This window comes from Streptomyces sp. NPDC059875 (genome assembly GCF_042731085.1).
GTDB lineage: Bacteria > Actinomycetota > Actinomycetes > Streptomycetales > Streptomycetaceae > Streptomyces.
This window is the reverse complement of record NZ_JBHWJZ010000027.1, coordinates 79,731-104,192: the sequence shown is the minus strand read 5'-3', so window position 1 is coordinate 104,192 and position 24,462 is coordinate 79,731. Positions and strand designations below refer to the sequence as shown.

At 71.4% G+C, this 24,462-nt stretch carries 22 protein-coding genes; 9 read left to right on the top strand and 13 right to left on the bottom strand.

The genetic code is table 11. The annotated features are described in order from the left end of the window. Nucleotides 1–29: 29 nt before the first annotated feature. Nucleotides 30–791 (bottom strand): SDR family NAD(P)-dependent oxidoreductase, encoded by a 762-nt coding sequence (locus ACFV9D_RS28825; protein ID WP_385152347.1) that lies wholly within the window; start codon nucleotides 789–791, stop codon nucleotides 30–32. A gap of 13 nt (nucleotides 792–804) precedes the next feature. Next, nucleotides 805–1,725, bottom strand: coding sequence for an LLM class F420-dependent oxidoreductase (locus ACFV9D_RS28820; RefSeq protein ID WP_385152371.1), 921 nt, complete (start codon nucleotides 1,723–1,725; stop codon nucleotides 805–807). A 205-nt stretch (nucleotides 1,726–1,930) separates the two neighbouring features. On the opposite strand from ACFV9D_RS28820, the gene ACFV9D_RS28815 reads away from it, so the two are divergent. Further along, on the top strand, nucleotides 1,931–2,785 hold the full coding sequence (locus ACFV9D_RS28815; RefSeq protein ID WP_385152344.1) for a hypothetical protein: 855 nt from the start codon (nucleotides 1,931–1,933) through the stop codon (nucleotides 2,783–2,785). A gap of 58 nt (nucleotides 2,786–2,843) precedes the next feature. On the opposite strand, the gene ACFV9D_RS28810 is transcribed toward ACFV9D_RS28815, so the two are convergent. Next, entirely contained in the window at nucleotides 2,844–4,061 is a 1,218-nt protein-coding gene (locus tag ACFV9D_RS28810; RefSeq protein ID WP_385152341.1) for an amidohydrolase family protein, read from the bottom strand. A 177-nt stretch (nucleotides 4,062–4,238) separates the two neighbouring features. Between ACFV9D_RS28810 and ACFV9D_RS28805 the strand changes: the two genes are divergently transcribed. Both ACFV9D_RS28805 and ACFV9D_RS28800 read left to right on the top strand, forming a co-directional pair. Next, entirely contained in the window at nucleotides 4,239–7,199 is a 2,961-nt protein-coding gene (locus tag ACFV9D_RS28805; RefSeq protein WP_385152338.1) for a BTAD domain-containing putative transcriptional regulator, read from the top strand. A 216-nt stretch (nucleotides 7,200–7,415) separates the two neighbouring features. Then, nucleotides 7,416–7,619 (top strand): hypothetical protein, encoded by a 204-nt coding sequence (locus ACFV9D_RS28800; protein WP_385152335.1) that lies wholly within the window; start codon nucleotides 7,416–7,418, stop codon nucleotides 7,617–7,619. A gap of 671 nt (nucleotides 7,620–8,290) precedes the next feature. Here the strand turns inward: ACFV9D_RS28800 and ACFV9D_RS28795 are convergent. Both ACFV9D_RS28795 and ACFV9D_RS28790 read right to left on the bottom strand, forming a co-directional pair. After that, entirely contained in the window at nucleotides 8,291–8,950 is a 660-nt protein-coding gene (locus ACFV9D_RS28795) for a hypothetical protein (protein WP_385152332.1), read from the bottom strand. An 83-nt stretch (nucleotides 8,951–9,033) separates the two neighbouring features. Continuing rightward, entirely contained in the window at nucleotides 9,034–10,584 is a 1,551-nt protein-coding gene (locus ACFV9D_RS28790) for a FadD3 family acyl-CoA ligase (protein WP_385152329.1), read from the bottom strand. 92 nt (nucleotides 10,585–10,676) lie between these two features. On the opposite strand from ACFV9D_RS28790, the gene ACFV9D_RS28785 reads away from it, so the two are divergent. Genes ACFV9D_RS28785 through ACFV9D_RS28775 form a run of 3 tightly spaced genes read left to right on the top strand, consistent with a single transcriptional unit; the run spans nucleotide 10,677 to nucleotide 13,019 of the window. Beyond that, a complete protein-coding gene (locus tag ACFV9D_RS28785; RefSeq protein WP_385152326.1) occupies nucleotides 10,677–11,819 on the top strand; it encodes a lipid-transfer protein in 1,143 nt (380 codons plus the stop codon). Nucleotides 11,820–11,826: 7 nt separating this feature from the next. After that, nucleotides 11,827–12,252 (top strand): Zn-ribbon domain-containing OB-fold protein, encoded by a 426-nt coding sequence (locus ACFV9D_RS28780; RefSeq protein ID WP_385152323.1) that lies wholly within the window; start codon nucleotides 11,827–11,829, stop codon nucleotides 12,250–12,252. Then, nucleotides 12,249–13,019, top strand: coding sequence for an enoyl-CoA hydratase/isomerase family protein (locus ACFV9D_RS28775; RefSeq protein ID WP_385152320.1), 771 nt, complete (start codon nucleotides 12,249–12,251; stop codon nucleotides 13,017–13,019). Before ACFV9D_RS28780 ends, ACFV9D_RS28775 begins: the two co-directional genes overlap by 4 nt. On the opposite strand, the gene ACFV9D_RS28770 is transcribed toward ACFV9D_RS28775, so the two are convergent. After that, entirely contained in the window at nucleotides 12,985–13,602 is a 618-nt protein-coding gene (locus ACFV9D_RS28770; RefSeq protein WP_385152317.1) for a hypothetical protein, read from the bottom strand. The genes ACFV9D_RS28775 and ACFV9D_RS28770 overlap by 35 nt on opposite strands. A 106-nt stretch (nucleotides 13,603–13,708) precedes the next feature. Between ACFV9D_RS28770 and ACFV9D_RS28765 the strand changes: the two genes are divergently transcribed. Continuing rightward, nucleotides 13,709–14,305, top strand: coding sequence for a hypothetical protein (locus ACFV9D_RS28765; RefSeq protein ID WP_385152315.1), 597 nt, complete (start codon nucleotides 13,709–13,711; stop codon nucleotides 14,303–14,305). A gap of 46 nt (nucleotides 14,306–14,351) precedes the next feature. Here ACFV9D_RS28765 and ACFV9D_RS28760 read toward each other — a convergent pair whose 3' ends face one another. The 4 genes from ACFV9D_RS28760 to ACFV9D_RS28745 all read right to left on the bottom strand — a co-directional run bounded on the left by ACFV9D_RS28760 (nucleotide 14,352) and on the right by ACFV9D_RS28745 (nucleotide 20,083). Continuing rightward, nucleotides 14,352–16,751, bottom strand: a complete 2,400-nt coding sequence (locus tag ACFV9D_RS28760; RefSeq protein WP_385152312.1) for a PQQ-binding-like beta-propeller repeat protein — start codon at nucleotides 16,749–16,751, stop codon at nucleotides 14,352–14,354. Nucleotides 16,752–16,854: 103 nt separating this feature from the next. After that, a complete protein-coding gene (locus ACFV9D_RS28755; RefSeq protein WP_385152309.1) occupies nucleotides 16,855–17,088 on the bottom strand; it encodes a hypothetical protein in 234 nt (77 codons plus the stop codon). Between the two features lie 157 nt (nucleotides 17,089–17,245). Next, entirely contained in the window at nucleotides 17,246–18,805 is a 1,560-nt protein-coding gene (locus ACFV9D_RS28750; RefSeq protein ID WP_385152306.1) for an RICIN domain-containing protein, read from the bottom strand. Between the two features lie 396 nt (nucleotides 18,806–19,201). Further along, complete coding sequence (locus tag ACFV9D_RS28745; protein ID WP_385152303.1) at nucleotides 19,202–20,083, bottom strand: VOC family protein; 882 nt, start codon at nucleotides 20,081–20,083, stop codon at nucleotides 19,202–19,204. Between the two features lie 304 nt (nucleotides 20,084–20,387). On the opposite strand from ACFV9D_RS28745, the gene ACFV9D_RS28740 reads away from it, so the two are divergent. Then, on the top strand, nucleotides 20,388–21,035 hold the full coding sequence (locus ACFV9D_RS28740; protein WP_362367284.1) for a TetR family transcriptional regulator: 648 nt from the start codon (nucleotides 20,388–20,390) through the stop codon (nucleotides 21,033–21,035). A 117-nt stretch (nucleotides 21,036–21,152) separates the two neighbouring features. Here the strand turns inward: ACFV9D_RS28740 and ACFV9D_RS28735 are convergent, their stop codons facing one another. The 3 genes from ACFV9D_RS28735 to ACFV9D_RS28725 form a co-directional block, all read right to left on the bottom strand. Continuing rightward, nucleotides 21,153–21,623 carry a nitroreductase family deazaflavin-dependent oxidoreductase gene (locus ACFV9D_RS28735; protein WP_385152300.1) on the bottom strand — a complete coding sequence of 157 codons (471 nt, stop codon included), beginning with the start codon at nucleotides 21,621–21,623 and terminating at the stop codon, nucleotides 21,153–21,155. Beyond that, nucleotides 21,623–22,792: an acyl-CoA dehydrogenase family protein gene (locus ACFV9D_RS28730; protein ID WP_385152297.1), complete on the bottom strand. Its 1,170-nt coding sequence runs from the start codon at nucleotides 22,790–22,792 to the stop codon at nucleotides 21,623–21,625. Before ACFV9D_RS28730 ends, ACFV9D_RS28735 begins: the two co-directional genes overlap by 1 nt. Before the next feature lie 68 nt (nucleotides 22,793–22,860). After that, nucleotides 22,861–23,232, bottom strand: a complete 372-nt coding sequence (locus tag ACFV9D_RS28725; protein WP_385152294.1) for an iron chaperone — start codon at nucleotides 23,230–23,232, stop codon at nucleotides 22,861–22,863. A gap of 33 nt (nucleotides 23,233–23,265) precedes the next feature. Between ACFV9D_RS28725 and ACFV9D_RS28720 the strand changes: the two genes are divergently transcribed. Further along, nucleotides 23,266–24,441: an acetyl-CoA acetyltransferase gene (locus ACFV9D_RS28720; protein ID WP_385152291.1), complete on the top strand. Its 1,176-nt coding sequence runs from the start codon at nucleotides 23,266–23,268 to the stop codon at nucleotides 24,439–24,441. The last annotated feature ends 21 nt before the right edge of the window (nucleotides 24,442–24,462 follow it).

Below are 24,462 nucleotides of genomic sequence, written 5' to 3'. Positions count from 1 at the left end.
GTCAATACCTGATGGAGCGTCAGAACCTGTCAGAACAGAGCGACGCCCGCCAGCCAGCCGCCGTCGATGACGAAGGGCTGGCCGGTGATGTACGAGGAGTCGTCGGCGGTCAGGAAGAGCGCGAGGGCCGCCACCTCCTCGGGCTTCCCGATCCGCCCCATCGGCACGAGCTTCTGGTACAGCCCCGCCGTCGCCTCGGGGTCCACGCCCTCCGGGTTGCTCATGGGGGTGTCGATCGCGCCGGGACAGACCGCGTTCACCCGGATCTTCTTGGCCGCCAGCTCCAGGGCCGCGACCCGGGTGAGCCCGAGCACGGCGTGCTTGGTGGCCGCGTACGCGCCGACGCCCGCCATGCCCGTCACGCCCGTGTACGAGGCGGTGTTGACGATCGTCCCGCCGCCGGCCGCCTCGATCTCCGGCGCGACCGTCCGTATCCCCAGGAAACAGCCGACCTGGTTGACCGAGACGATCGCCTGGAACTCCTCCAGCGGCGTCGACACCAGCTCGTTGAAGCGGAGGATGCCGGCGTTGTTCACGAGTCCGTCGATCCGCCCGAAGCGCTCCTTGGCGGCGGCGACCGCCCCCGCCCAGTCCTCCTCCTTCGTGACGTCGAGGTGGACGTAGACCGCCCGCTCCTCCCCCAGCTCCTTGGCCAGCGCCTCGCCGAGATCGTCGAGCACGTCCCCGAGGACGACCCGCGCCCCCTCGGCGGCGAAGAGCCGCGCCTCCTGCTCGCCCTGCCCGCGCGCCGCGCCCGTCACGACGACGACGCGCCCGTCCAGCTTGCCCATGTCCGTCCACTCCTCAGCTCAGGTGGGGGGCGACCTCGGCGGCGAACGTCGCCATCTGATCGGTGAGTTCGGTACGGCTCCGGGAACGGAACCGGACCTGGATCTGATGCACGCCCATCGCGCCGTACGCCCGCAGCGACTCGGCGAGGGCCTCCGGCTTCCCGGTCAGCGTCCGCCGGCCGACCTCCCAGCCGGCCTCGCCGACGTACAGGGGCTCGACGATCGCCCCGACGGTGATCGGCTCCTCGATCCCCGCCTCGGACCGCAACGTCCTCAGCCGGGCTATCTGGGCGGGGAGCTTCTCCCGCGGGTCGCCCTGCGGCAGCCAGCCGTCGCCCCTGAGGGCCGCCCTGCGCACGGCAGCGGGGGAGGATCCTCCGACCCAGACCGGCACCCGCTCCTGGGCGGGCCGGGGCCGCTGCCCCAGCTCCTTGAAGGAGAACCGCTCACCGCTGAACTCCGGGAACTCCTCCGGTCCGAGAGCCGCCTTGAGCGCGTCGATCATCTCGTCGAGGACTCCTCCGCGGCCCTCGAAGTCGGCGCCGACGGCCTCGAACTCCTCCTGCACATGACCCGCCCCGACCCCGAGGACCAGCCGGCCGCCGGAGAGGTGGTCGAGGGTCGCGTACGCCTTGGCGGTCACCAGCGGGTGGCGCAGCCCGACGACGGCGACGTGGGAGAGCAGCCGGACGCGCTCGGTCGCGGCGGCGAGGAAGGAGAGCGTGGCCACCGGGTCGTACCAGATGGTGCCCATCGGCCCGGCGAGACGGCGCGGGATGGCGACGTGGTCGCAGCTCGCGATGTAGTCGAAGCCGGTCCGATCGGCGACGCGGGCGATCTCCAGCAGGTCGGCGGGGCCGGCCGCGGCCTCCCAGGGCTCTGCGTAGAGGGTGCTCTGCGACTGGATCGGGAGCTGCATCCCGTAGACCACCATGGTGACCCCCTCACGGATCTGACGAATCGTCATATCGATTGGCGGCTCTCATGCTTGCGTCTGACGGTCCATCAGACAAGGGGTGTGTCGTGACCCGGTGACGGAACCGTCCCGGCAGAGTGCCGAACTCGTAACCGGCTGAGTGGCCCCTACAGCCGTCCCCGTACTCCCCCGCGAAGGCACCACACACCACTGAGGGGGAACCATGAACACCCAGCGCTTCGGGATGATCGCCGCCGTGACCGCGACCGCCGCCCTGCTGCTCACCGCGTGCGGGGGCACGGAGGACAAGGCCGCCGTCGAGGGGGCCGGCAAGGGGGCCGCGTCGTCGGCCGCATCGGAGTTCGACTTCCTGAGCGGCACGGCGAAGCAGAACAAGGCGCAGCCGAAGACCGGCGACTGGGCGAACGCTCCCGGGAAGCCGCAGAAGTGGGTCCAGCTGAGCGCGGCTCGGGCGGGCGCGCTGGACCCGGTCGTGGTCAACGGCGCGGGCTTCACGCTCTACCGCTTCGACAACGACACGGCGAACCCGTCGAAGTCCACCTGCAACGGCGCCTGCGCCACCACCTGGCCGCCGGTCGTCGTCGCCCCGGGCGGGCGGATCTTCATCGACGGCGTGAAGAAGTCCGACGTGGGCGTGGTCCGGCGGGACGACGGCAACCTCCAGGTCACCGTCAAGGGCTGGCCCGTCTACCGCTTCAGCAAGGACCTGCGGCCCGGGGACACCAACGGGCAGGGCGTCGGGGGCACCTGGTTCGGGGTGACGCCGGACGGAAAGAAGGCGGGCGGCGACGCTCCGGCCGAGGGCGGGGGCTCGGGGTCGAGCAGCGTCACGCTCTCCGACGAGAAGAACTTCGGCGACCCGTCGGAGGGCCTGGCCGGCACGGGCTGCCAGAACGTGGGCCGCGACAACCGCGCGTCCTCGCTCCAGGCGAGCGGCGCGGTGAAGATCTGGACGGAGAAGGACTGCAAGGGCACGTCGAAGTCGGTGACCGGCAACATCGCCGACCTCGCGTCGATCGGCTTCGACAACACGATCTCGTCGGTCCGCTTCGGCTGAGCGCCTGACATCGCCTGGAGGCCGCGACCCCTCTGGGTCGCGGCCTCCGCGCGTCGCGCTACGGCACCCAGAGCCCGTCCGCCGTCAGCCCGAGCAGCTCGATCGCGTTGCCGCGCACGATCCGCTCGACGACGTCGGGCGCCAGGTGCCCCATCTGGGCCTCGCCGACCTCACGGGACTTGGGCCAGGTCGAGTCGGAGTGCGGGTAGTCGGTCTCGTAGAGGACGTTCCCGACCCCGATCGCGTCGAGGTTCTTCAGCCCGAAGGCGTCGTCGAAGAAGCAGCCGTGGACATGCTCGGCGAAGAGCTCCGACGGCGGACGCAACACCTTGTCGGCGACGCCGCCCCAGCCGCGGTTCTCCTCCCAGACGACGTCGGCGCGTTCGAGGATGTACGGGATCCAGCCGATCTGGCCCTCCGCGTACATGATCTTCAGGTTCGGGAAGCGCTCGAACTTCCCGCTCATCAGCCAGTCCACCATCGAGAAGCAGCAGTTGGCGAAGGTGATGGTGGAGCCGACGGCGGGCGGGGCGTCGGCGGAGGTGGACGGCATCCGGCTGGAGGAGCCGATGTGCATGGCGACGACCGTGCCCGTCTCGTCGCAGGCCCGCAGGAACGGGTCCCAGTAGTCGGTGTGGACCGACGGCAGCCCGAGGTGGGGCGGGATCTCCGAGAAGGCGACGGCGCGCACCCCCCTGGCGGCGTTCCTCCTGACCTCCTCCGCGGCGAGCTCGGCGTCCCAGAGGGGGATGAGCGTGAGCGGGATCAGCCGCCCCCGGGCCTCCGGCCCGCACCACTCCTCCACCATCCAGTCGTTGTACGCGCGGACGCCGAGCAGCCCGAGCTCACGGTCGCTCGCCTCGGTGAAGGTCTGCCCGCAGAAGCGGGGGAAGGTGGGGAAGCAGAGCGCCGACTGCACATGGTTCACATCCATGTCGGCGAGCCGGTCGGGCACGCTGTAGGAGCCGGGCCGCATCTGCTCGTACGTGATGACTTCCAGCCGTATCTCGTCCCGGTCGTAGCCGACGGCGGTGTCGAGGCGGGTGAGCGGCCGGTGCAGGTCCTCGTACACCCACCAGTCGCCGATCGGCCCGTCGTCGCCCTTCGCCCCCATGACCGGGGCGAACTTCCCCCCGAGGAAGGTCATTTCCTTCAGGGGCGCCCGGACGATCCGGGGCCCGGTGTCGCGGTACCTGGACGGGAGCCGGTCCCGCCAGACGTGAGGCGGCTCCACGGTGTGGTCGTCCACCGAGATGATCTTCGGGAAGGTCTCCATACGTTTCACGGTAGCGCTGATCTGACGACCCGTCAGCTGCTCGGGAGGCCCGGACCGGCCGGATTCATGTCGGATCCTGTGGCAGGACTTGTGCAGACAGTGACCCGATGCTGACGTGTCCCCGCCGGACAAGGCAGACTGTCTTGGGCGAATCCAGCGGTACGAGCAGGGGGAGCTATGGACCGTGAGAACGGCCCGCGAGTTCCGGAGCAGCGCGCTCCGTCGACAGGTCGCGACGATGTCGGTCACGTCCTGCGTTTCGGCGTGCTCGGGCCGGTGCGGGCCTGGCGCGCCGGCGAGGCCCTGCCCTCCGGCTCCCCGCAGCAGCGGGCGCTGCTCGCCGCGCTCCTGCTGCGCGACGGGCGTACGGCCACGGCCTCGGAGCTGATCGACGCCATCTGGGGAGACGAATCGCCCTCGCAGGCGCTGGCGGCGGTACGGACGTACGCCTCGCGGCTGCGCAAGATCCTCGACCCCGGCGTCCTGGTCAGCGACGCCGGCGGCTACGCGATCCGTGTGCCGGCCGGCGTGGTGGACCTGAACATCGCCCAGGAGCTGGCGGCCGAGGCCGAGAAGCTGCGGGCGGCCGGGGACCGGGGCGAGGCGCGCGTCCGGCTGGGGAAGGCGCTCGCCCTGTGGGACGGGGAGCCCCTCGCGTCCGTTCCGGGGCCGTACGCCGAGACCCAGCGCGCCCGACTGGAGGAGTGGCGTCTCCAGCTCCTCGAAACACGCCTGGACATGGACCTGGAGGTCGGCGCCCACGCGGAGGCCGTCTCCGAGCTGACCGCTCTGACGGCGGCGCACCCCCTGCGCGAACGGCTGCGTGAGCTGCTGATGCTGGCGCTGTACCGCAGCGGCCGGCAGGCGGAGGCGCTGGCGGTGTACGCGGACACGCGCCGGCTGCTCGCCGACGAACTGGGCGTCGACCCGAACCCGGAACTCTCCCGTCTCCAGCAGCAGATCCTCCGAGCGGACGCCGAACTGGCCCGACCGGTGGAGGAGTCGGCTCCGGCGCCGGTCGTGTCCCGGCCCGCGCAGCTCCCGGCCACGGTGCCGGACTTCACCGGCCGCAGCTCCTTCGTACGGGAGCTGGGCGACCGGCTGGCCACGGCGGAGGGCTCCGTGATGGCCGTCTCGGCGCTCGCCGGCATCGGCGGCGTCGGCAAGACGACCCTCGCCGTGCACGTGGCGCACGAGGCGCGCCCGCACTTCCCCGACGGCCAGCTGTACGTGGACCTCCAGGGCGCGGGCTCCCGCTCGGCGGCCCCCGAGACGGTCCTCGGCGCCTTCCTCCGGGCCCTCGGCACACCGGACTCGGCGATCCCCGACTCGCTGGAGGAGCGGGCGGCGCTGTACCGCTCGACCCTCGACGGCCGCCGGATCCTGGTGCTTCTCGACAACGCCAGGGACGCGGCCCAGATCCGTCCCCTGCTGCCGGGCACGGCGGGCTGCGCGGCGCTGGTGACGAGCCGGATCCGGATGGTGGACCTGGCCGGGGCCCACCTGGTGGACCTCGACGTCATGTCTCCGGAGGAGGCGCTCCAGCTCTTCACGCGGATCGTCGGTTCCGAGCGCGTCTGCGCCGAACGCGAGGCGGCCCTCGACGTGGTCGCCGCATGCGGCTTCCTCCCGCTGGCGATCCGTATCGCCGCGTCCCGCCTGGCGGCGCGCCGCACGTGGACGGTGGCGGTCCTGGCCGCGAAGCTCGCCGACGAGCGCCGCCGCCTGGACGAGCTCCAGGCGGGCGACCTGGCGGTCAAGGCCACCTTCGAACTCGGCTACGGCCAGCTGGAACCGGCCCAGGCCCGCGCGTTCCGCCTCCTCGGCCTGGCCGACGGCCCGGACGTCTCCCTGGCCGCGGCGGCCGCGGTCCTGGACCTGCCGCTCCAGGACACCGAGGACCTGCTGGAGGCCCTGGTCGACACGTCCCTGCTGGAATCGGCGGCCCCGGGCCGGTACCGCTACCACGACCTGGTGCGCCTCTACGCGCGTGCATGCGCGGAGCGGGACGAACAGCCGCCGGTGGAGCGGGAGCTGGCGCTGTCGCGGCTGCTCGACTTCTACCTGTCGACGGCGGCGGGGGTGTACGCGATCGAGCGGCCGGGGGACCGCCTGGTCGACCACCTGGAACCCACGGAATACGAGGGCCTGACCTTCACCGACCGCCACGCGGCCCAGGACTGGCTGTACGCGGAGGCGAACTGCCTGCTGGCCTGCGTGAGGCAGTCGGCCGGCACGGGCAGCACGCTGCGGCGGGCGGTGGATCTGCTGTGGGCGTGCATCGACCTGGGCGAATCCGGCACCAACTCGAAGCAGTACGAATCGGTGGCCGCGGCTCTGCGTGAGGCGGCGCACGAGATCGGCGACGAGCACGCCGAGGGCCGTGCCTACATGACTCTCACCAACGTCCGTACCTACACGGGGCGGTTCGACGAGGCCGACCAGGATGCGGAACACGCGGCGCGGCTGGCTGCGCAGACTTTGGACACCCTGACGCTGCCCTGGGCGGCCAACGCCCGGGGCATCATCGCCATCTACCAGACTCGGCAAGCCGACGGTGAACAGCATCTGAGCAGAGCCATCGAGGGTTTCCGCGCAGACGGGAACAGCCCCGGCGAGGCGAGCGCCCTGTGCAACCTCTCGCGTATCCACCTGGCCACGGGCCGATTGGCCAGCGCGGTCTCCCTGGCGGAACAGGGCATCACCATCTACGACTCCATGGGGCACTCGCTCCGCGGGGCCAACGGCCGCTATGCGCTCGGCATGGCCCTGACCGAGAGTGGTCGGCATGCCGCGGGCGCGGCAGCACTGCGCGAAGCGCTGGCCGTCTTCCGGGACAGTCGTCAGCGACTGTGGGAGGGCATGACGCTCTTCCGGATCGCGGAGCTCGAACTGTCGGCCCGTCGCCCGGCGCAGGCCGCGGCGCTGGCGGAGCAGGCACTGGCCGTGCTGCACGGCATCGGCGGAGAGTGGCGCCGTGCGAACGTTCTCACCGTGCTCGGTCAGGCGCTCAGCGGCCTCGGCCAGATCGGCCGCGCTCAGGCCTGCTGGCGCGACGCACTCGCCATCCACGAGAGCCTGGACTCCCCCGAGGCAGATGTCCTCCGGTCCCTGCTCACGCCGTCCGCTGCCGCATAGAAGCGCCGCCGTCTGCGCGTTCATCGAACGTTTATCACCGCGCGCCATGCTCCTCTCATCGATCCGCCGCGTCGGGGGGCAGACGGGTCGCCGATGAGGCCGTCGCTCGCAAGCAATAGGGTGAACGGCCCTGAACCCGGCTGGTCGGCCACGGGGGAGCGGCCGGCCGGGTTCAACGGACTCAACTGCACTGCGACAACATGGGAGGGACTCATCATGGCCGAACCGCTCAAGACCGAGCCCGTACTGAAGCCCCAGGACCAGCACGCCACGGGCACGGAGGAGACCCCGGTCACCACCCAGGACCAGCACGCCACGGGCGGCGGCATCACCACGCTCGACCAGCACGCGACCGGCGGCGACATCACCACGCTCGACCAGCACGCCACATCGGAGCCGTTCAAGCCGACCCAGGGCTGAACCTTCCCGACGGGGGACGGCTTCGGCGACACCAACGGGGGAGCCGCCGAAGCCGTACATGTCCGGGGCCCAAGCGCCGGCGCTCGGGGGACGTCCGCAGGGCTCGGGGGAACCTGGCGGAGTGAGCGCGGGGCGCAGGCCGCAACCGGACGCATGATGGAGGGGCTGGGCTTCCACCCAGCCCCTCCGTCATGTGTTGGCAGCGACTCCCGGCCAACGTTGACCGGAACCTCACACAACTGTCGAACTGGTGTTCCCATCCTGGCAGGGTCGTCCCTGAACGAAGTTCCACCACCCTTACGAGGAGCTGGAAATGACCCGCACGAAGCGCTTCCTCGCCGGCAGCCTCGCCACCAGCCGCGCCCCCCGCGCGCTGTCCGCGACCCCGAGCGTCGCGCCGTGGCGCACCGCGATCTCCGCATGGCGGCAGGCGTTGCCGAGGACGTTCCGGACCAGCCGTTCCAACTGGCGTGCGTCGCCGGTGACTCGGGCCGGGCCGTCGGTCTCGCAGCGCAGCTTCAGCCTCCCGGCCTCCGGCAGGTGCTGGTGTTCGCGGATCCCTTACCGCCCGGCGCCGTCGACAGCGTCCTGCGGCGGGCGGAAGGGACGGGGTGGCAGCGGGTCCGCGCGGAGCACGGCATCGTGGTCCTCAGGCGGCCGTCGCCCGCGGCTCAGTTCCGCGCGAACGAGCCGATCCCGACCAGGCAGTACACGTACTCGTTGACGGTCGCCCCGTTGATCGTGTAGCGGTGCGAGAACGCGTACTGCGTCTTGGGGTTGTCGTTGCAGCGGTTCAGGTCGGACGTCAGGGGGATCGTCTCGATCACCCGGTAGTGCGCGTCCGAGGCCGAGCAGGGGACCTCCTCGACGTCGCTCACGCTCTGCGCGGTCGTCGAGTCCGGGAGCCTTCCGTTGAGGCAGGTGCCCTTGGTGAACGGGTCGGGCGGGGCCTCCGTCGTCGGGGCGGTGGTGGGCGGGGCGGTCGTCGCGGTGGCCGAGGTGGTGGTCGGGGCCGGTGAACCGGCCGTGGCGTCGTCGTCGCTGTCGTTCGTGAGGACGAGCGCGGCGATCACGGCGCCGATGACGCCGAGCGTCACCAGGCAGCCCAGGCCGCCGGACTTGCGGGGCGCCTGCGGCGGCCCGGTGACCCGGATGCGCAGGAGCACCGTGCCGTCGCCGAGCTGGGCCGGGACGAGATCGCCGTCGCGGCACGGCGGGACGCGGAGCTGGGTGGGGCCGGTCGGCAGCGTGACGGTGAGAATCACACCCGTCGCGGCCTGCTGAGGGGTCAGGGATATGGGGAGTTCGGGCGTCGACACCGGCTGCTCCAAGGGGACGAGGGAGAGGAAGTGGTGCGTGCGGATTGTGGCGGGCGCGCCCGCCCCCTGCCACACGGAAGCCGACGTTCCGCCGCTCAGGGACGATGTTGTGACCTGAGGACCCCCTTGACCACCTTTCCGCTCGCGTTCCGCGGCAGCTCCGCGACGAACTCCACCTCCCGCGGCACCTTGTAGTTCGCCATCTCCCGGCGCGCCCACGCGATCAGGTCGTCGCCCGTCACCCGGGCGCCCGCCCGCCGGACCGCGAAGGCCTTGCCCACCTCGCCGAGCCGCGGGTCCGGGATGCCGATGACCGCGACGTCGGCGATGTCGGGGTGCAGGCCCAGGAGTTGTTCGATCTCCGCCGGATAGGCGTTGAAGCCGCCGACGATGAACATGTCCTTGATGCGGTCCGTGATCCGCAGGTTGCCGGCCTCGTCCAGGACGCCCACGTCGCCCGTGTGGAGCCAGCCGTCCGCGTCGATCGCCCGGGCCGTCTCCTCCGCGTCCTCGAAGTAGCCGCTCATGACGTGGTGGCCGCGCACCAGGACCTCGCCCGCCGCCGAGAGGCGGACCTCCGTGTCGGGGATCGGGCGGCCCGAGGTGGTCGCGATGACCTCCGCCGGGTCGCCCCTGCGGCACATGGTGACGATGCCGCTCGCCTCGGAGAGGCCGTACGCCGTGAGGACCGTGCCGACCCCCAGCTCGCCGCGCAGACGCTCGACCAGCCGGAGCGGGACCACCGCCGCGCCCGTCACCACGAGCCGGAGCGCCGACAGGTCGTACGACGAACGGGCGGGGTGGTCCAGGAGCGACTGGTGCAGCGTCGGCGGGCCGGGCAGCACCGAGATACGTTCGGCGGCGATGTTCGCGAGGACGGTGTCCACGTTGAAGACGGGCTGCGGGACCATCACCGCCCCTCGCATCAGGCAGGCGATGATCCCGGCCTTGTAGCCGAAGGTGTGGAAGAACGGGTTCACGATCAGATAGCGGTCGCCCTCCCGCAGGCCCGCGAGGTCCGACCAGATCCCGTAGCAGCGCAGCGTCTGGGCGTGTGTGATCACCGCGCCCTTCGGGGCGCCCGTCGTCCCCGAGGTGTAGATGATGTCCGAGGGGTCTTCGGAGGAGATGGCGCCGGCCCGTGCGCGGACCTCGGCCGAGGAGACGGACTCGCCCTCGGCCAGGAAGTCCTTCCAGGTCGTGTAGTCCTCGGGCGCGGCGTCCGCGAGCACCACCACCCGTTCCAGGTACGGGAGTTCCACTCCCGAGCGGCGCAGCGACGCGACGTACGACGTTCCCAGGAACGTGCCCGTGATGAACAGCAGTTTCGCGCGGGACCGCGACAGCACGTAGGCCGCCTCCGTGCCCTTGAAGCGCGTGTTCAGCGGGACGAGCACCGCCCCCGCCGTCACCGCCCCGAGCGCCGAGACGATCCAGTCCAGGGTGTTCGGGGCCCAGATCGCGACCCGGTCGCCGGGCTCCACGCCCGCCGCCAGACAGGCCGCCGCCGCGCGTTCGACGCGCTCGCCCAGCTCCTCGTACGAGATCCGGGTACGGCCGTCGACCACCGCCTCCGCCGTCCCGTACCGCTCCGCCGCCGAGCGCACCAGCCCGGCTATCGAGCCCCATTCCAGGTCACCGCGCATCGCAGTCCCTCCCGCCGCACCCGTAGCTGACTATCCGTCAGATTAGCTGTAGCCTGACGCGCTGTCAGCAGCTCGCGATCGGGGAGGTTGCAGTGCTCAAGGACGCCACGGCCATCGTCGGGATCGGACAGACACCGTTCGCGAAACGGCTCCCCGAGTCCGAGAAGACCCTCGCCTGCCGGGCGATCCTCGCCGCCCTCGAGGACGCCGGCATCCCACCCGCCGAGGTCGACGCCTTCGCCTCGTACACGATGGAGGAGACCGACGAGGTCGAGGTCGCCAAGGCCATCGGCGCCGGTGACGTCACCTTCTTCTCCAAGGTCGGCTACGGCGGAGGCGGGTCCTGCGCGACCGTCGGGCATCTCGCCGCCGCCGTCGCCACCGGACAGGCGAGCGTCGGAGTGGCGTGGCGGTCACGCAAGCGCGGAAGCGGCCCCCGGCCGTGGACGAACACGCAAGCCCAGCTCGCCACCCCCGGCCAGTGGACCCGGCCCTTCGGACTCCTGCGCCCCACCGACGAGATCGGCATGCTCGCCCGCCGCTACATGCACGAGTACGGAGCCACCCGCGACCACCTCTTCAACGTCGCCCTCGCCTGCCGCAACCGCGCCAACCAGAACCCCGCCGCGATCACGTACGAGCGGCCGCTGACCCGCGAGATGTACATGACCGCCCGCTGGATCAGCGAACCCCTCTGCCTCTTCGACAACTGCCTGGAGACGGACGGGGCGCTCGCCTGCGTCGTCGTGAGCGCCGAACGGGCCCGCGACTGCCGGCAGAAGCCCGTGTACGTCCACTCCGTCGCCCAGGGCCTGCCCGCCCAGCACCACGGCATGGTCAACTACTGGAACGACGACCCGCTCTCCGGCCCCGCCTGGACCGCCGCCCGACACCTCTGGAAGCAGGCCGACTTCGGACCCCAGGACGTCGACGTCGCCCAGATCTACGACGCGTTCACCCCGCTCATCCCGCTCTCCCTCGAGGGATACGGATTCTGCGACCGAGGGGAGGGCGCCGCGTTCACCGAGGGCGGCGCCCTGGAGATCGGCGGACGGCTGCCGATCAACACCGGCGGCGGCGGCCTCTCCGAGGCGTACGTCCACGGCTTCAACCTCATCAACGAGGGCGTGAAGCAGCTCCGCGGCGCCTCCACCGCCCAGGTCCCCGACGCCGCCACCTGCCTGGTCACCGCCGGTGAGGGCGTCCCCACGTCGGCCATTCTGCTGAGGAGTTGAGACACCGATGCTGACCCCTGTCGTCGACGAGGACGGCGCGCCCTTCTGGGAGTACGCCGCCCGGGGCGAGCTCCGGATCCAGGGCTGCACCGACTGCGGCGAGCTGCGCTTCCCGCCCCGGCCCTGCTGCCCGCACTGCCAGTCCTTCCACAGCGAGTGGCGCCCGATGTCCGGTCGCGGCCGGATCTGGTCGTACGTGCTGCCCCACCCGCCGCTCCTGCCCGACTACGCCGCCCAGGCCCCGTACAACGCCGTCGTCGTCGAACTCATCGACGCGCCCCGCATCCGTCTCGTCGGCAACGTGGTCGCCGCCCCGGACGCCCCGCTCGACTCGGTCGACCCGGCGCGGCTGCGGATCGGGGCCGGGGTGAAGGTCGCCTTCGCCGAGATCGAGGGCGTCACCGTGCCGCGCTGGCTCCTGGAGCGCGGATGACCATCACCGTCGCACACGACAAGGAGACGGGCGTCGCGGTCGTCACCCTCGACCGGGCCGAGAAGCACAACGCCGTCACCCTGGACATGGCCCGCCGACTCGCCGCCACCTGGCGGGAGTTCCGGTACGACGACACCGTACGGGCCGTCGTCGTCACCGGCGCCGGCACCAAGGCCTTCTGTACCGGCATCGACCGCACGGCCGAGGTCCCCCAGCCCTCCTCCCCGTACACGATCGACGATCCGCTCATCGCGATCGGCCCCAAGGCGAACGACCTGTGGAAACCGGTCGTCGCCGCCGTGGAGGGGATGGCCTGCGGCGGGGCGTTCTACCTGCTCGGGGAGGCGGAGTTCCTCGTCGCCGGCGAGGGAGCGTCCTTCTTCGACCCGCACACCACCTACGGGATGGTCAGCGCCTTCGAGACGATCCACATGGCGCAGAAGATGCCGTTCGGGGAGGTGGCGCGGATGGCGCTGATGGGCACGGCCGAACGGATCTCGGCCCGCCGCGCGTACGAGACGGGGCTCGTCTCCGAGCTGACGGAGCCCGGCGGCGCGCTGGACGCCGCCCGCCGGGCCGCCGCCGTCATCGCCGGGTACCCGACCGAGGCGGTCCAGGGCACCGTCCGGGCCCTGTGGTCGGCCAAGGAGGCCGCCAGGGCGCAGGCCCTCGCCCACGCCCCGCACCTGATCACGCTCGGGAACCTGCCGCCGGAGCGGCAGGGCGAGCTGTTCACGAGGAGGGCGACGGACTTCCGGACGAGGTAGGCGAGGTAGGTGAGGTGGGCGTGGCGGAGGCGTCCGTCCTGCGGACGTCGTAGACCACGCAGTTCTTGACCCTGTCGACGAGCCGAGGGCTCGGCATCTTCACGTCGAACACCTTCGACTCCCCCGGCCCCACCGTCACCAGCTGGTCCGTCGAGTCGACCCCGTTGCCCGTGCCGCCCTCGAACCGCAAGGTCACCCGATAGGTCTCGGTGAACGACCCGCGCGAGGTGATCCGCAGCGACGCCGTGGTGTCCGCCTTGCGGGCCGGCTTGCCCTTGCGCTTCTTCTGCGCGGGCTCCACACAGTCGACGACCTCCACCGTCACGGTGGAGGAAGGAGACGCGGAGACGCTCGGCGTCGCGGGCTCGGTGGTGTACTCGCTGCCGCCGGATCCGCCGCTCGAGGCGTCGTCGTAGTCGTAGTCGTTGTTCTTCTTCTTGGAACTGGAGCAGCCACCACCACCGGAGCCGCTGCTCCTGCTCTTGCCGCTGCTGCTCGTCTGGAAACCCGTCAGCGCGAGCACCACCACCGTGAGCGTCGCCGCGAGCCTGATGCCCCGCCGGCGCGCCGTCCCCGTTGCCATCCCGGCCCTTCCTGTTGTGTCCGCGCCACCCTAGCGCCGCGTGGCGGGCCCCCCGCACCCGGCGTAGCGTCGACACCGAGAGCCGGACCGTTAAGGAGGCCGATCGATGGTCCGCAACGTCATCGGCTCGGTCCTGGCCCTCGCCGGAGCGACGGCCGCCGTCTGGAGCCCCTTCCGTGCCTGGTACGACGGCCGTCACGGCAGCGATTACCGCATCGAGGACCTGTTCGGCGGCATCACCGACGCCAAGGCGGAGGTGATCGGCTCGATCCTGCTGCCCTTCGCCTTCGCGGCCGTGGTCACCCTCGCCGGCGTGGTCTTCCGCTCCCGCCTGCTCGTGGCCTTCGCCGGGCTGATCGTGCTCGGCTTCACCATCCTGTGGATGGTCCGCGTCGGCCAGGCCGAGGGCAGCCTGTCGGTCGGCGGCGACGGTACGGGGCTCGGCGACGGCGTCGCGAACGCCTTCGGCGGCGGCGTGCTGCTCCTCATCGCGTCGGTGGTCATGTCGGGTCGCACCCGGAGCCACCGAGTGGACCTCGCACCGGCCGCCCCGACGCACCCGACGCCCTACGGCCCGCCGCCGGACGACGGCCCGCCCACTCCCCCGTACGGGACCCCCACCCCGTACGGCACACCCACGCAGACCATGGACGTCCCGGCCTGGGACCCGGACCGCGAGCCGCCCCCCAACCACCGCGCCTAGGGCCTGATCCGCCGGACGGACCCCAGGCCCACCGCGCCCGGCGGACTCACGCCCTCGGCGCCGCGCTCCGTCCCGTCGCCGTGCCCTTCACGGCGTCCAGCGCGTACACGCAGCGGTCCTTGCTGCACGCGTACACGACCCCGCCCCGCGCCACCGGCGAGCCGGTGATCTCGCCGCCGGTCGCGAGCTTCCAGCGCAGCTGGCCGCCCATCGCGTCCAGCGTGTAGAGGACGTGGTCCGCCGAACCGAAGTGCACCCGGCCGTCGGCGACGACCGGCGTGCCGATCAGCTCCCCGCCCGCCGCGAACCGCCACTTCGGCGTGCCCGTCACCGCGTCGAGCGTGTACAGCGCGCTGCCGCTGCCCACATGGACGTTGCCGTCGACGACCAGCACCGGCTCGATCGACTGACGGGACTCGGTGGCGATCCGCCAGCGGTCCTGGCCGGTGGTCGCGTCGAGCGCGTACACCGTGCCCAGGTAGTCGGCGAGATAGACCCCGCCGCCCGTGACGGCCGGACCGGGCGCGAACGTCGGCGGAGAGAGGAAGACCGCGGGCGCCTCGAAGTGCCAGCGGACGTGCCCGCCGGCGATGTCGATCGACAGCACGCGCGTCCCGGCCGCGACGTAGACGCAGCCGTCCTCCGCCGGGGTCACCCGGACCGGCGCGTTGCCGCAGGAGGCGGCGTCGCCGACCGGGTACGACCAGCGCTCCGCACCCGTACGGGCGTCCAGGGCCTGCAACCGGGCGTCGCGCCACACGTACACCGTGTCGCCGTGCACGGCCGGCCCCGCCTCCGGGGTCTCGAAGTCGGTCTGCGCGCCGGTGATCTCCCACAGCTTGGCGCCGTTGGAGGCCTCCCAGCCCTGGACCCCGCCACCCCGGGTGCCGGTGACGACCGTGCCCCGGTCGACCTTGAGGGAGTACACCCAGGCGTCCGTCTGCAGCCGCCAGCGCTCGCTGCCGTCGGTCGCGTCGAGCGCGTACAGCGTCGGCCCGTCGGAGGCGTGGATACGGCCCTGGGCCACCGCCATGGACCAGGCCACGTCCCGCGTCTTGAACTGGCGGCGGCCACTGGCCACGTCCAGGGCGTGCACCTCGAAGGAGGTCACGTAGAGGAGGTCCCCGGCGACGACCGGGGTGCCCCAGACGTCGTTCGACATCCGGAAGCGCCAGGGCCGCCAGTGCGCCGGCTCCTGCGCGGCCTCCGGCGCCTGGGCGGGGGCCGGCAGCGGGCGGGAGCCGGGCGGCGGGCCGGGCTCGGCGCCGTTCGGGCCGCCGCCGGGCGGGCGGATCCAGCCGGTGGCCGTGCCCGCGTCGACGGCGGAGCCGATCGCGGCGCGGGTGTCGGCGACCCGGGGGCCCGGACCGATCGGGACGGCGGCGCCGGCGAGCCGTACGGGACCGGCGGCCTCGGCCGGGGCGGCGTGCCGACCGCCACCCGCCTGGCCGGAGTGCGGGTCACCGCTCCACTCCGGCGCGGGCCGGGGCGGACGCGGCGGTGCGGGCGGGGCGGGCGGGGCGGGAGGCGCGGCGGGTGCCGGAGCCGTACGGCCGCCACCCCGACGCCGCTCGATCATGGAGGTGGCGGACAGCGGCAGCCAGGCCGAGGCCGTACCGCTGTCGTCGCTGCCCGAGCCGAAGAGATGGGGGGCGAGCTGGGCCTGGAGGTCGGCCGGGGTGGGGCGGCGCGAGACGTCCATCTGCATGCACGACTCGATGAGCGGGCGCAGCTCGTCCGGCAGCCCTTCCAGGTCCGGGCCCTCCCTGAGCAGCATGAAGACGGTCTCCACGGGGTTGGCGCCGTGGAAGGGGGCGTGCCCGGTGGCGGCGAAGACCAGCATCGAGCCGAGCGAGAAGACATCGCTGGCGCCGGTGACGCTGCGCGAGTCGCGGGCCTGCTCGGGCGACATGTACGCGGGCGTGCCGACGGCCACGTTGGTCATGGTCAGGCGGGTGTTCGAGACCCCGGACGCGATGCCGAAGTCGATCACCCGGGGGCCGTCCTCGACGACGAGGACGTTGGACGGCTTGAGGTCGCGGTGGACCAGGCCCGCACCGTGGATGGACTGCAGGGCCTCGGCGACACCGGCGGCCAGCCAGCGCACGGCCTGGGCCGGCAGCGGCCCGCACTCGTTCACTATCTCTTCGAGGGAGGGCGCGGGAACGTACGCGGTGGCCAGCCACGGCACGGCGGCCCGCGGGTCGGCGTCCACGACGGCGGCCGTGTAGAAGCCGGAGACGGCCCGGGCGGCCTCCACCTCACGGGTGAAGCGGACACGGAACAGCTGGTCCTCGGCGAGCTCGGTCCGCACGGTCTTGATCGCCACACGCCGCCCGGACGCCGAGCGCGCGAGATAGACAAGCCCCATGCCACCTGCACCGAGCCGGCCCAGCACCTCGAAGGGCCCGATCCGTCTCGGGTCGTGCTGCGTCAGCTGCTCCACTTGCCTGCCACCTCCCCGTACGGGCCATGAGAATACGGCCCCGTGGCCCTGATTCTTCCTGTCCGAGGCGGCGGTTGCGAACCCGGGGGCGGATCGGGGTGTCTTACCTCATATCGTCGGACGGGGCGGAGGTCTTTTCGGCGGGTTCGACGCTTTCATCACCGGGCACGGCGCGGGCTTCGTCCGCGCGCTCGGCGGTGGACTCGGCAACGGGCTCGGCGGACGGCCCCGCCAGGACCGCGAAGCGGGCGCCCTGGTTGTCGCGGAGGACGGCGATACGGCCGTGCGGGGTATTGAGCGGCCTGTCGGTGGTCGGGATGACGGCTGCCTGAAGCACGTCCGGGACCTGCGAACAGGCCCAACAGCCCGGCGGGCTGCCGCGTGAAGCGGCGGCAGCCCGCTCGGGGCCTATCCCGCCGCCGTCCAGGTCAGCCGGGTCCCCCTGCTCGTACCTCCGTCCGCGCACGCGAGGGTGACGGGGCCAGTGAACTTGCTCATACGCTGCTGCCGGTCCAGGCGTGCGCAGGGCTCGTGCTGTTGCACGACCACTGAACGGCCTCCGCTCCGTCGGTGCTACTGCCCCCGTAGATCGTCAGGCACAGATTGCTTCCGGAGTTCACCATGAGGACCCCACCTGCCGAGCTGCTGGCCTTGTACCACTGTTGCGCCGCACTGCCATTGCACTCCCACTGATTGATCACAGCGCCGTTCGATGTGCTTCCGCCATAGACGGTCATGCAGCCGCTGCTCTGGAAGTTCCGGATCTGGGTACCGTCCCAGAACCAGTTCTGCGAACTCGTTCCATTGCAGCCCCACTGCACGATGGTGATGCCGTCCTGAAGTTTTCCTCCGTACGGCAGCAGACACTTTCCGCTGCTGACATTCTTGAGCCGGAATGTCGTGATCGGGCGGGCGCTGGGCGAGAAGTCGAAGACGAGTCGCTGCCGATAGGGCTGATCAGCCTGGACGACCTCATTGATTCCCCGGACGCGTCCGGTCGAGGAATCCCAGTCGAGGTTCTGTGTCATGTCGGGGACAGCTGTCAAGACATACGTTGCACTGTTGGGCGTGGCCTTATGCACGCACGTCTGCTCGCGGTACGGCTTGTCGAAACTGGCCGGGCAGTAGCCGCTCATAAAGAACGTGCCCTGGGCGTACACGGCGCCCTGCATACGGACGATCGGGGAAACCCAAGCACCACTGGCCTGCCCCACCTTGGGCAGACCGGTGTTCAAGTCGAACGGCCAGCGAACAATCCGGCCTCCCCCAGACGGATCATTAACCCATTCGCTGGACAGCAGAGCCCCGTTGGCCCGGTCGAAGCTCAGCGAGTTCAGACACGGCCGGTCTCCGGAGACGGCGGCACAGGGGGTGCCCCCGTTCTCAGGTGTGCGGAACATGGCCGAGAGCGGCAGCACGTAGGGGAACCCGGAAGGGTCGTGCTGGGCTCGCAGGAGATCGGTGAGGCGGAAGACGTTGATGACGGCACCGCTGCCGACCAGGAGGTTGTCTCCGTACCAGACGACGCTGTCGGCGTGCGTCTGAAGCTGGACGAGCTCCCCGTGCATGTTGAATTCGGCCAAGAGGACGTCGATGTATCGGGGCGTCGCGGAAGAGCGGTCGACGAAACGCAACTTCGCCGGCAGGTCGCCGGAGTCGTGCCAGCTGGTGACCTCCCAACGCTTCGAATTCCATGTACCGTCGCTGCTTGCATGGTGCGGAACTGACAGGCCTTGAGGAGCCCAGCCGGTCGAACCGCTGTCGTCTTCGCTGTTGTTCCAGCAGTAGCCGTCGGCGTCCACACCGGGATTGAAGGGTGTGGGATAGCAGAGGCCGGCCTTCCCGGTTCCGGTGGCGACAATGGCGTCCAGCCCAACCTTGGACAGCCGGGGATCAGCCGCAATATGGGCGTCTACAGATTCTGTCCGGTCCGAGTGGCTGCGCATCTCGAATTCACTGTACGGAATTTCCGCAAATGACGTGTCGGCATGCGCGGTTCCCGCACCGACGGATATACCCGCGGCGAGCAGGATTCCTACCGTGGCCGCACCCATGGCCTGCCGAATCCCTCGGCAAACTCCGTTGTTTCTTCTCACGAGCGCAGATCATCGCACGCGAGATGGACCCTCTTTCTTCACCCCACCCCCAGAGCACCGAGTCGGTAAATTCACAACTCGCCCTTTTAGCAGTAATTTACTCGTGAAGGTAATAAATAGGGCGAATTATGTTCAGCGGCTACCCCCGGCACTCGGGGGTGAGCGCTGATCACGAGCCGCGTCGGCGTCCCCAGGTACCCAGTGAGGCCGGAAAGGGCTCCGCACGCCGGGATGCGACGTGGCCGAAGCAGGGAATCGCGAGAACGCCTGCCTGGCCACGGAGGCGGGAGTCGTCCTCGCCTCCACCCTCAGGGACGGCGTCTCGACTCACATCGCCGGACGCGGTGGGGGCTCTTAGGCGTTTTCGACGCTTTCGTCACCGCGCTCGGCGCGGGCTTCATCGGCGCGCTCGGCGGCGGACTCGGCAACGGGCTCGGCGGCGGGCTCGGCAACGGGCTCGGCGGACGGCTCCGCCAGGACCGCGAAGCGGGCGCCCTGGTTGTCCCGGAGGACGGCGATGCGGCCGTGCGGGGTGTCGAAGGGTGGGTTCGTGACCCGGCCGCCGAGGGAGACGGCGGTCGCGCAGGTCTCGTCGCAGTCCGTGACGGCGAAGTAGACGAGGACGTGCCCCGGCATCTCGGCCGGGAAGGCTTCGGTGAGGACGGCGCGGCCGCCGAACGCCGTGTCGTCGCCGGGGCGGGAGCCGGGCGGTGACCAGACGCGGTAGTCGAAGTCGGCCGCCCTGCCCTCCTCGTCCGGTTCCACCTGGCGGCCGAGGTAGCCGAAGACGGAGGCGTAGAAGGTGTCGACCGCGTCCCGTTCCCTCGTGTAGACCTCCATCCAGCAGAAGGAGCCGGGGAGCATCGTCTTCTCGAAGCCGTTGTCGTCGCCCGCCTGCCGCAGGCCGAAGACGGCGCCGCCGGGATCGGCGGCGAGCGCGAGGACGCCGAAGGGGCCGACCGGGTAGGGCTCCATGATCATCTGCCCGCCGGCGGCCTTGATCCGGGCGGAGAGGGTGCCCGCGTTCTCGGTGGCGAGGTAGACGGTCCAGGTGGTGGGCATCCGCCCGTCCCGCTTCGGTACGAGACCGGCGACCCGCCTGCCGCCGCTGAGGGCCTCGTCGCGGTCGGGGTCGAAGGTCCAGCCGAAGAGCTCACCGTAGAACCGCTTCCCCGCCTCGAGGTCGGGGAGCTGCGCTTCCACCCAGCACGGGGTGCCCTCTGTGAATACGGCCATGGTTCCACGCTAGGTCCGGGTGACCCGCCCCGCACGCCCCGTAATCGAACATACCGCCATATAGGGACCCGGCGCTCCCTGGCTTCCGTGAGTTGTCCACCGAAGTTGTCCACAGGCTGTTAATAAGCCTTTTCGAGTGTGGACGGCCCCCGGGGCGTCCCTCCGCGCCCTCCCGGGATCACCCCGACGCCTCCCCGGACCCTCCCGGAGCCGGGGGACCTCCGCGGACCGCCCCGGTCAGGCGGTGCACCCCATTTGCAGTCGGCCGAATCGCGCGCCGATCACCCCTCGGTAAGCTGACGGCATGACAGGACAAGTACGCACCGTCGACGGCCGCGTGGCCGGACGACGCGGTCAGGCGACGCGGCAGAAGCTGCTCGACTGCCTCAGCGAGATGCTCAGCTCCTCGCCGTACCGGGACGTCAAGGTCATCGACGTGGCCCGGAAGGCGGGTACTTCACCCGCGACGTTCTACCAGTACTTCCCCGACGTCGAGGGCGCCGTCCTCGAGATCGCGGAGGAAATGGCCAAGGAGGGCGCGGGGTTGACCGATCTGGTCTCCGGCCGCTCCTGGGTCGGCAAGGCGGGCTGGCAGACCTCCGAGGAACTGGTCGAGGGCTTCCTGGACTTCTGGCGCCGGCACGACGCGATCCTGCGGGTCGTGGACCTCGGGGCCGCAGAAGGCGACAAGCGGTTCTACAAGATCCGCATGAAGATCCTGAACTCCGTCACCAACTCCCTTACGGACGCGGTGAAGGAGCTCCAGTCGAAGGGCAAGGTCGACAAGGACGTCAGCCCCGCGGCGATGGCGGGCTCCCTGGTGGCGATGCTGGCCTCGGTGGCCGGTCACCAGAAGGGCTTCCAGACCTGGGGCGTGAAACAGGCCGAACTGAAGCCGAATCTCGCGCTGTTGGTGCACCTCGGGATCACGGGCAAGAAGCCGACGAAGTAGCGCGCACCCGTCCCTTCATCCGTCCTGTCGCGCCGACGGCGGTCCCGTTCGAGAGACTGCCGTCGGCGTTCCCATGTCCGGACCTGCCCGGGCCCACCACCGCCGGGCCACCCCGGGCTACCGCCGCGTCAGGCGGAAGAGCCGGATCTCCCGCTCCACCCTGGCCTGGTACGTCGCGTACGGCGGCCAGAACCGGAGCGCCGCCTCCCAGGCGGCCGCCCGCTCCTCCCCGCCGAGCAGCTCGGCCCGTACGGGGATGCTCTCGCCGCGCCAACTCACCTCCGCCTCCGGGTGTTTCAGCAGGTTCCCGGTCCAGGCCGGATGCCCTTCCCGCCCGAAGTTGGAGCCGATCAGCAGCCAGCTCCCGTCGGCCTCGGGCATGCAGGCCAGCGGTGTCACCCGGGGCAGCCCCGACTTCGCCCCCCGTACGGTGAGGATCAGACCGGGCAGCATCTGGGCGCTCAGCATCACCTTCCCCCGCGTCAGCCGGTGCACGGCCCGGTCCATCGCCGGGATGAAGTGCGGCGCGACCTTCGCGAACGTCCGCGTGGACGAGACCTTCTGCATCAGACGCACGCCGACGGCCACTACGCCGCCACCTCCCCGAAGAGTCCGGTCTCCTGCGCCACCCGCGCCCGCAGCCGGCGCACCGGCCCGAAGAGCAGCTCGTCGGCCGTCGCCCGTTTGAAGTAGAGGTGGGCCTCGTGCTCCCAGGTGAAGCCGATGCCGCCGTGCAGCTGGATCGTCTCCGCCGCCACGGCCCGCAGCGCCTCCAGGGCCGCCGCGAGGGCCAGCGCACCCGTACCGGGGTCGCGGGCGGCGCCGTACGCGAGCGAGCGCGCGGCCTCCACCTGCACGTACAGGTCGGCGAGCCGGTGCTTGACCGCCTGGAAGGAGCCGACGGGCCGGCCGAACTGTTCGCGGGATCCGACGTACTCGACCGTGCGGTCGAGAGCGGCCTGGGCCGCGCCGACCGCTTCGGCCGCGAGGACGGCCGAAGCCGTCCGCCCCACCGCGGCGAGCGCCCCGAGCACGTCGACCGGCTCTTCGCCGAGCAACTCGGCTTCCACGTCCCGTAGTTGCACGGAGGCCTGGGAGCGGGTGGCGTCCAGGGTCGGCTGCCGTACGCGGAGGAGTCCGGCGGCCTCGCCGCGTACCAGGAAGAGCATGGTCCGGCTGCGTGCGAAGCCGCCGGCGTGCGCGGCGACGACGAGCAGGCCGGCGCTGTGTCCGTCGAGGACCTGGGCCGCCTCTCCGTACAGCCGCCACCGCCCCTCCGCGGACCTCGCCTGTACGCCGCCGGCCCGGCCGCCCCCGGCCCAGGGCTCGTCGGCGTTGTCGCCGGTCAGTCCGAGCGCGAGGGCGAGGGAGCCCCCGGCGACGGCGAGGGCGCAGGTCAGCGACCCATCGGCGATGCGCGGCAGGAGGTCGGCGCGCTGCCGTTCGCCGCCGAGGGCGGCGATCAGCGGGGCGGCGAGGACGGCGGTGGCGAGGAGCGGGGAGGGGGCGAGGGCGCGGCCGGTCTCCTCGCAGGCGAGGGCGAGTTCGGCGGGGCCGCAGCCCACGCCGCCGTACTCCTCGGGCAGGGCGAGCCCAGCGAGTCCGAGGGTGCCGGACATCCGGTGCCACAGGTCGGTGTCGTACCCCTCGGGGGTGGTGACGGCGGCGCGGACCTCGGCGGGTCCGGAGCGTTTGGCGAGCAGTTCGCGCAGGGTGCGGCGGATCTCGTCCTGCTCCGCGGTGAAGGCGGCGTCCATGGAGCTCCCCTCCGTATCTGACGGCCCGTCATGTTAGGCCGGGGAGGGGCAGAAACACAGAGCCAGGATCAGCAGATCTCACCAGGGCCTCGCGCGGTCGCCCGCAGGAGGTCCCGTACGAGGTCGAAGTCGACGTTCTCGGTACGCCGGAAACGCAGGCAGCCCCTGCCCATGTCCTGATCGGCGAGCCGGTCCTCGAAGCCCTCCCGGATGTCCGGCCGCATCAGATAGAAGGAGATGTACTGCTTCTGCGCGGCGAAGGCGATCTCCGGCTCCCCGCCCGGGCGCCGGTAGACCGGCATCCCGTACGCCATGTCCTCCTCGAAGCCGTGGAGCTCCGTACGGCACAGCTCGCGCAGCCGGACCAGGACCGTCAGCCGGTCCGGTTCCACGATCTCGGCGAGGTAGCCGTCCACGTCCTCGGCGGCACTTCCGACCATCCCATTCTCCCTATCTGATGTACCGTCAGATTCATGCCCACCACTTCACGGAACCGCGACCACGCCGGGCGCCGCGTCGCCGTCGTCGGCATATCCCTCTCCGACTGCGGCCGCGTCGACGAGGCCACTCCCTACACTCTGCACGCCCAGGCCGCGCGCCGCGCCCTCGCGGACAGCGGTCTCGACCGCTCGGTGATCGACGGCCTCGCCTCGGCGGGCCTCGGCACCCTCGCACCGGTCGAGGTCGCCGAGTACCTGGGCCTGCGCCCCCGCTGGGTGGATTCGACCGCCGTCGGCGGCGCCACCTGGGAGGTGATGGCCGCGCACGCGGCCGACGCCATCGCCGCAGGGCACGCCAACGCCGTCCTGCTGGTCTACGGATCGACCGCCCGCGCCGACATCAGGGCCCGGCGCCGCACCGCGAACCTCTCCTTCGGGGCGCGCGGGCCGCTGCAGTTCGAGGTCTCCCACGGACACACACTGATCGCGAAGTACGCGATGGCCGCCCGGCGCCACATGCACGAGTACGGCACCACCCTGGAACAGCTCGCCGAGGTCGCCGTCCAGGCGCGGGCGAACGCCGCGCTCAACCCGGAGGCGATGTTCCGCGAGCCGATCACGGTCGACGAGGTGCTCGGCGGGCCGATGATCGCGGATCCCTTCACCAAGCTGCACTGCTGCATCCGCAGCGACGGCGGCGCCGCGGTGCTGCTCGCCGCCGAGGAGTACGTGCCGGACACGGCGAAGGCGCCCGTGTGGATCCTCGGCACGGGTGAACACGTCTCGCACACCGCGATGTCGCAGTGGGAGGACTTCACGGTCTCCCCCGCCGCGGTCAGCGGCCGGCTCGCCTTCGAACGGGCGGGGGTACGGCCGGAGGAGATCGATCTCGCGGAGATCTACGACGCCTTCACGTACATGACGCTGGTGACGCTGGAGGACCTGGGCTTCTGCGCGAAGGGCGAGGGCGGCCCGTTCGTCGAGGAGAAGGGCCGGCTCCCCGTGAACACCGACGGCGGCGGCCTTTCGGCCTGCCACCCGGGGATGCGGGGGCTGTTCCTCCTGGTCGAGGCGGTGCGGCAGCTGCGCGGGGAGGCGCCCGGGCTCCAGGTGCGGCGGGCGGACGGGAGCCTGCCGGAGCTTGCGGTGGCATCGGGGACGGGCGGCTGGTTCTGCTCCTCGGGAACGGTGGTGCTCGGCCGGGGCTGACCCCGGGGCCCGACCCCGCCC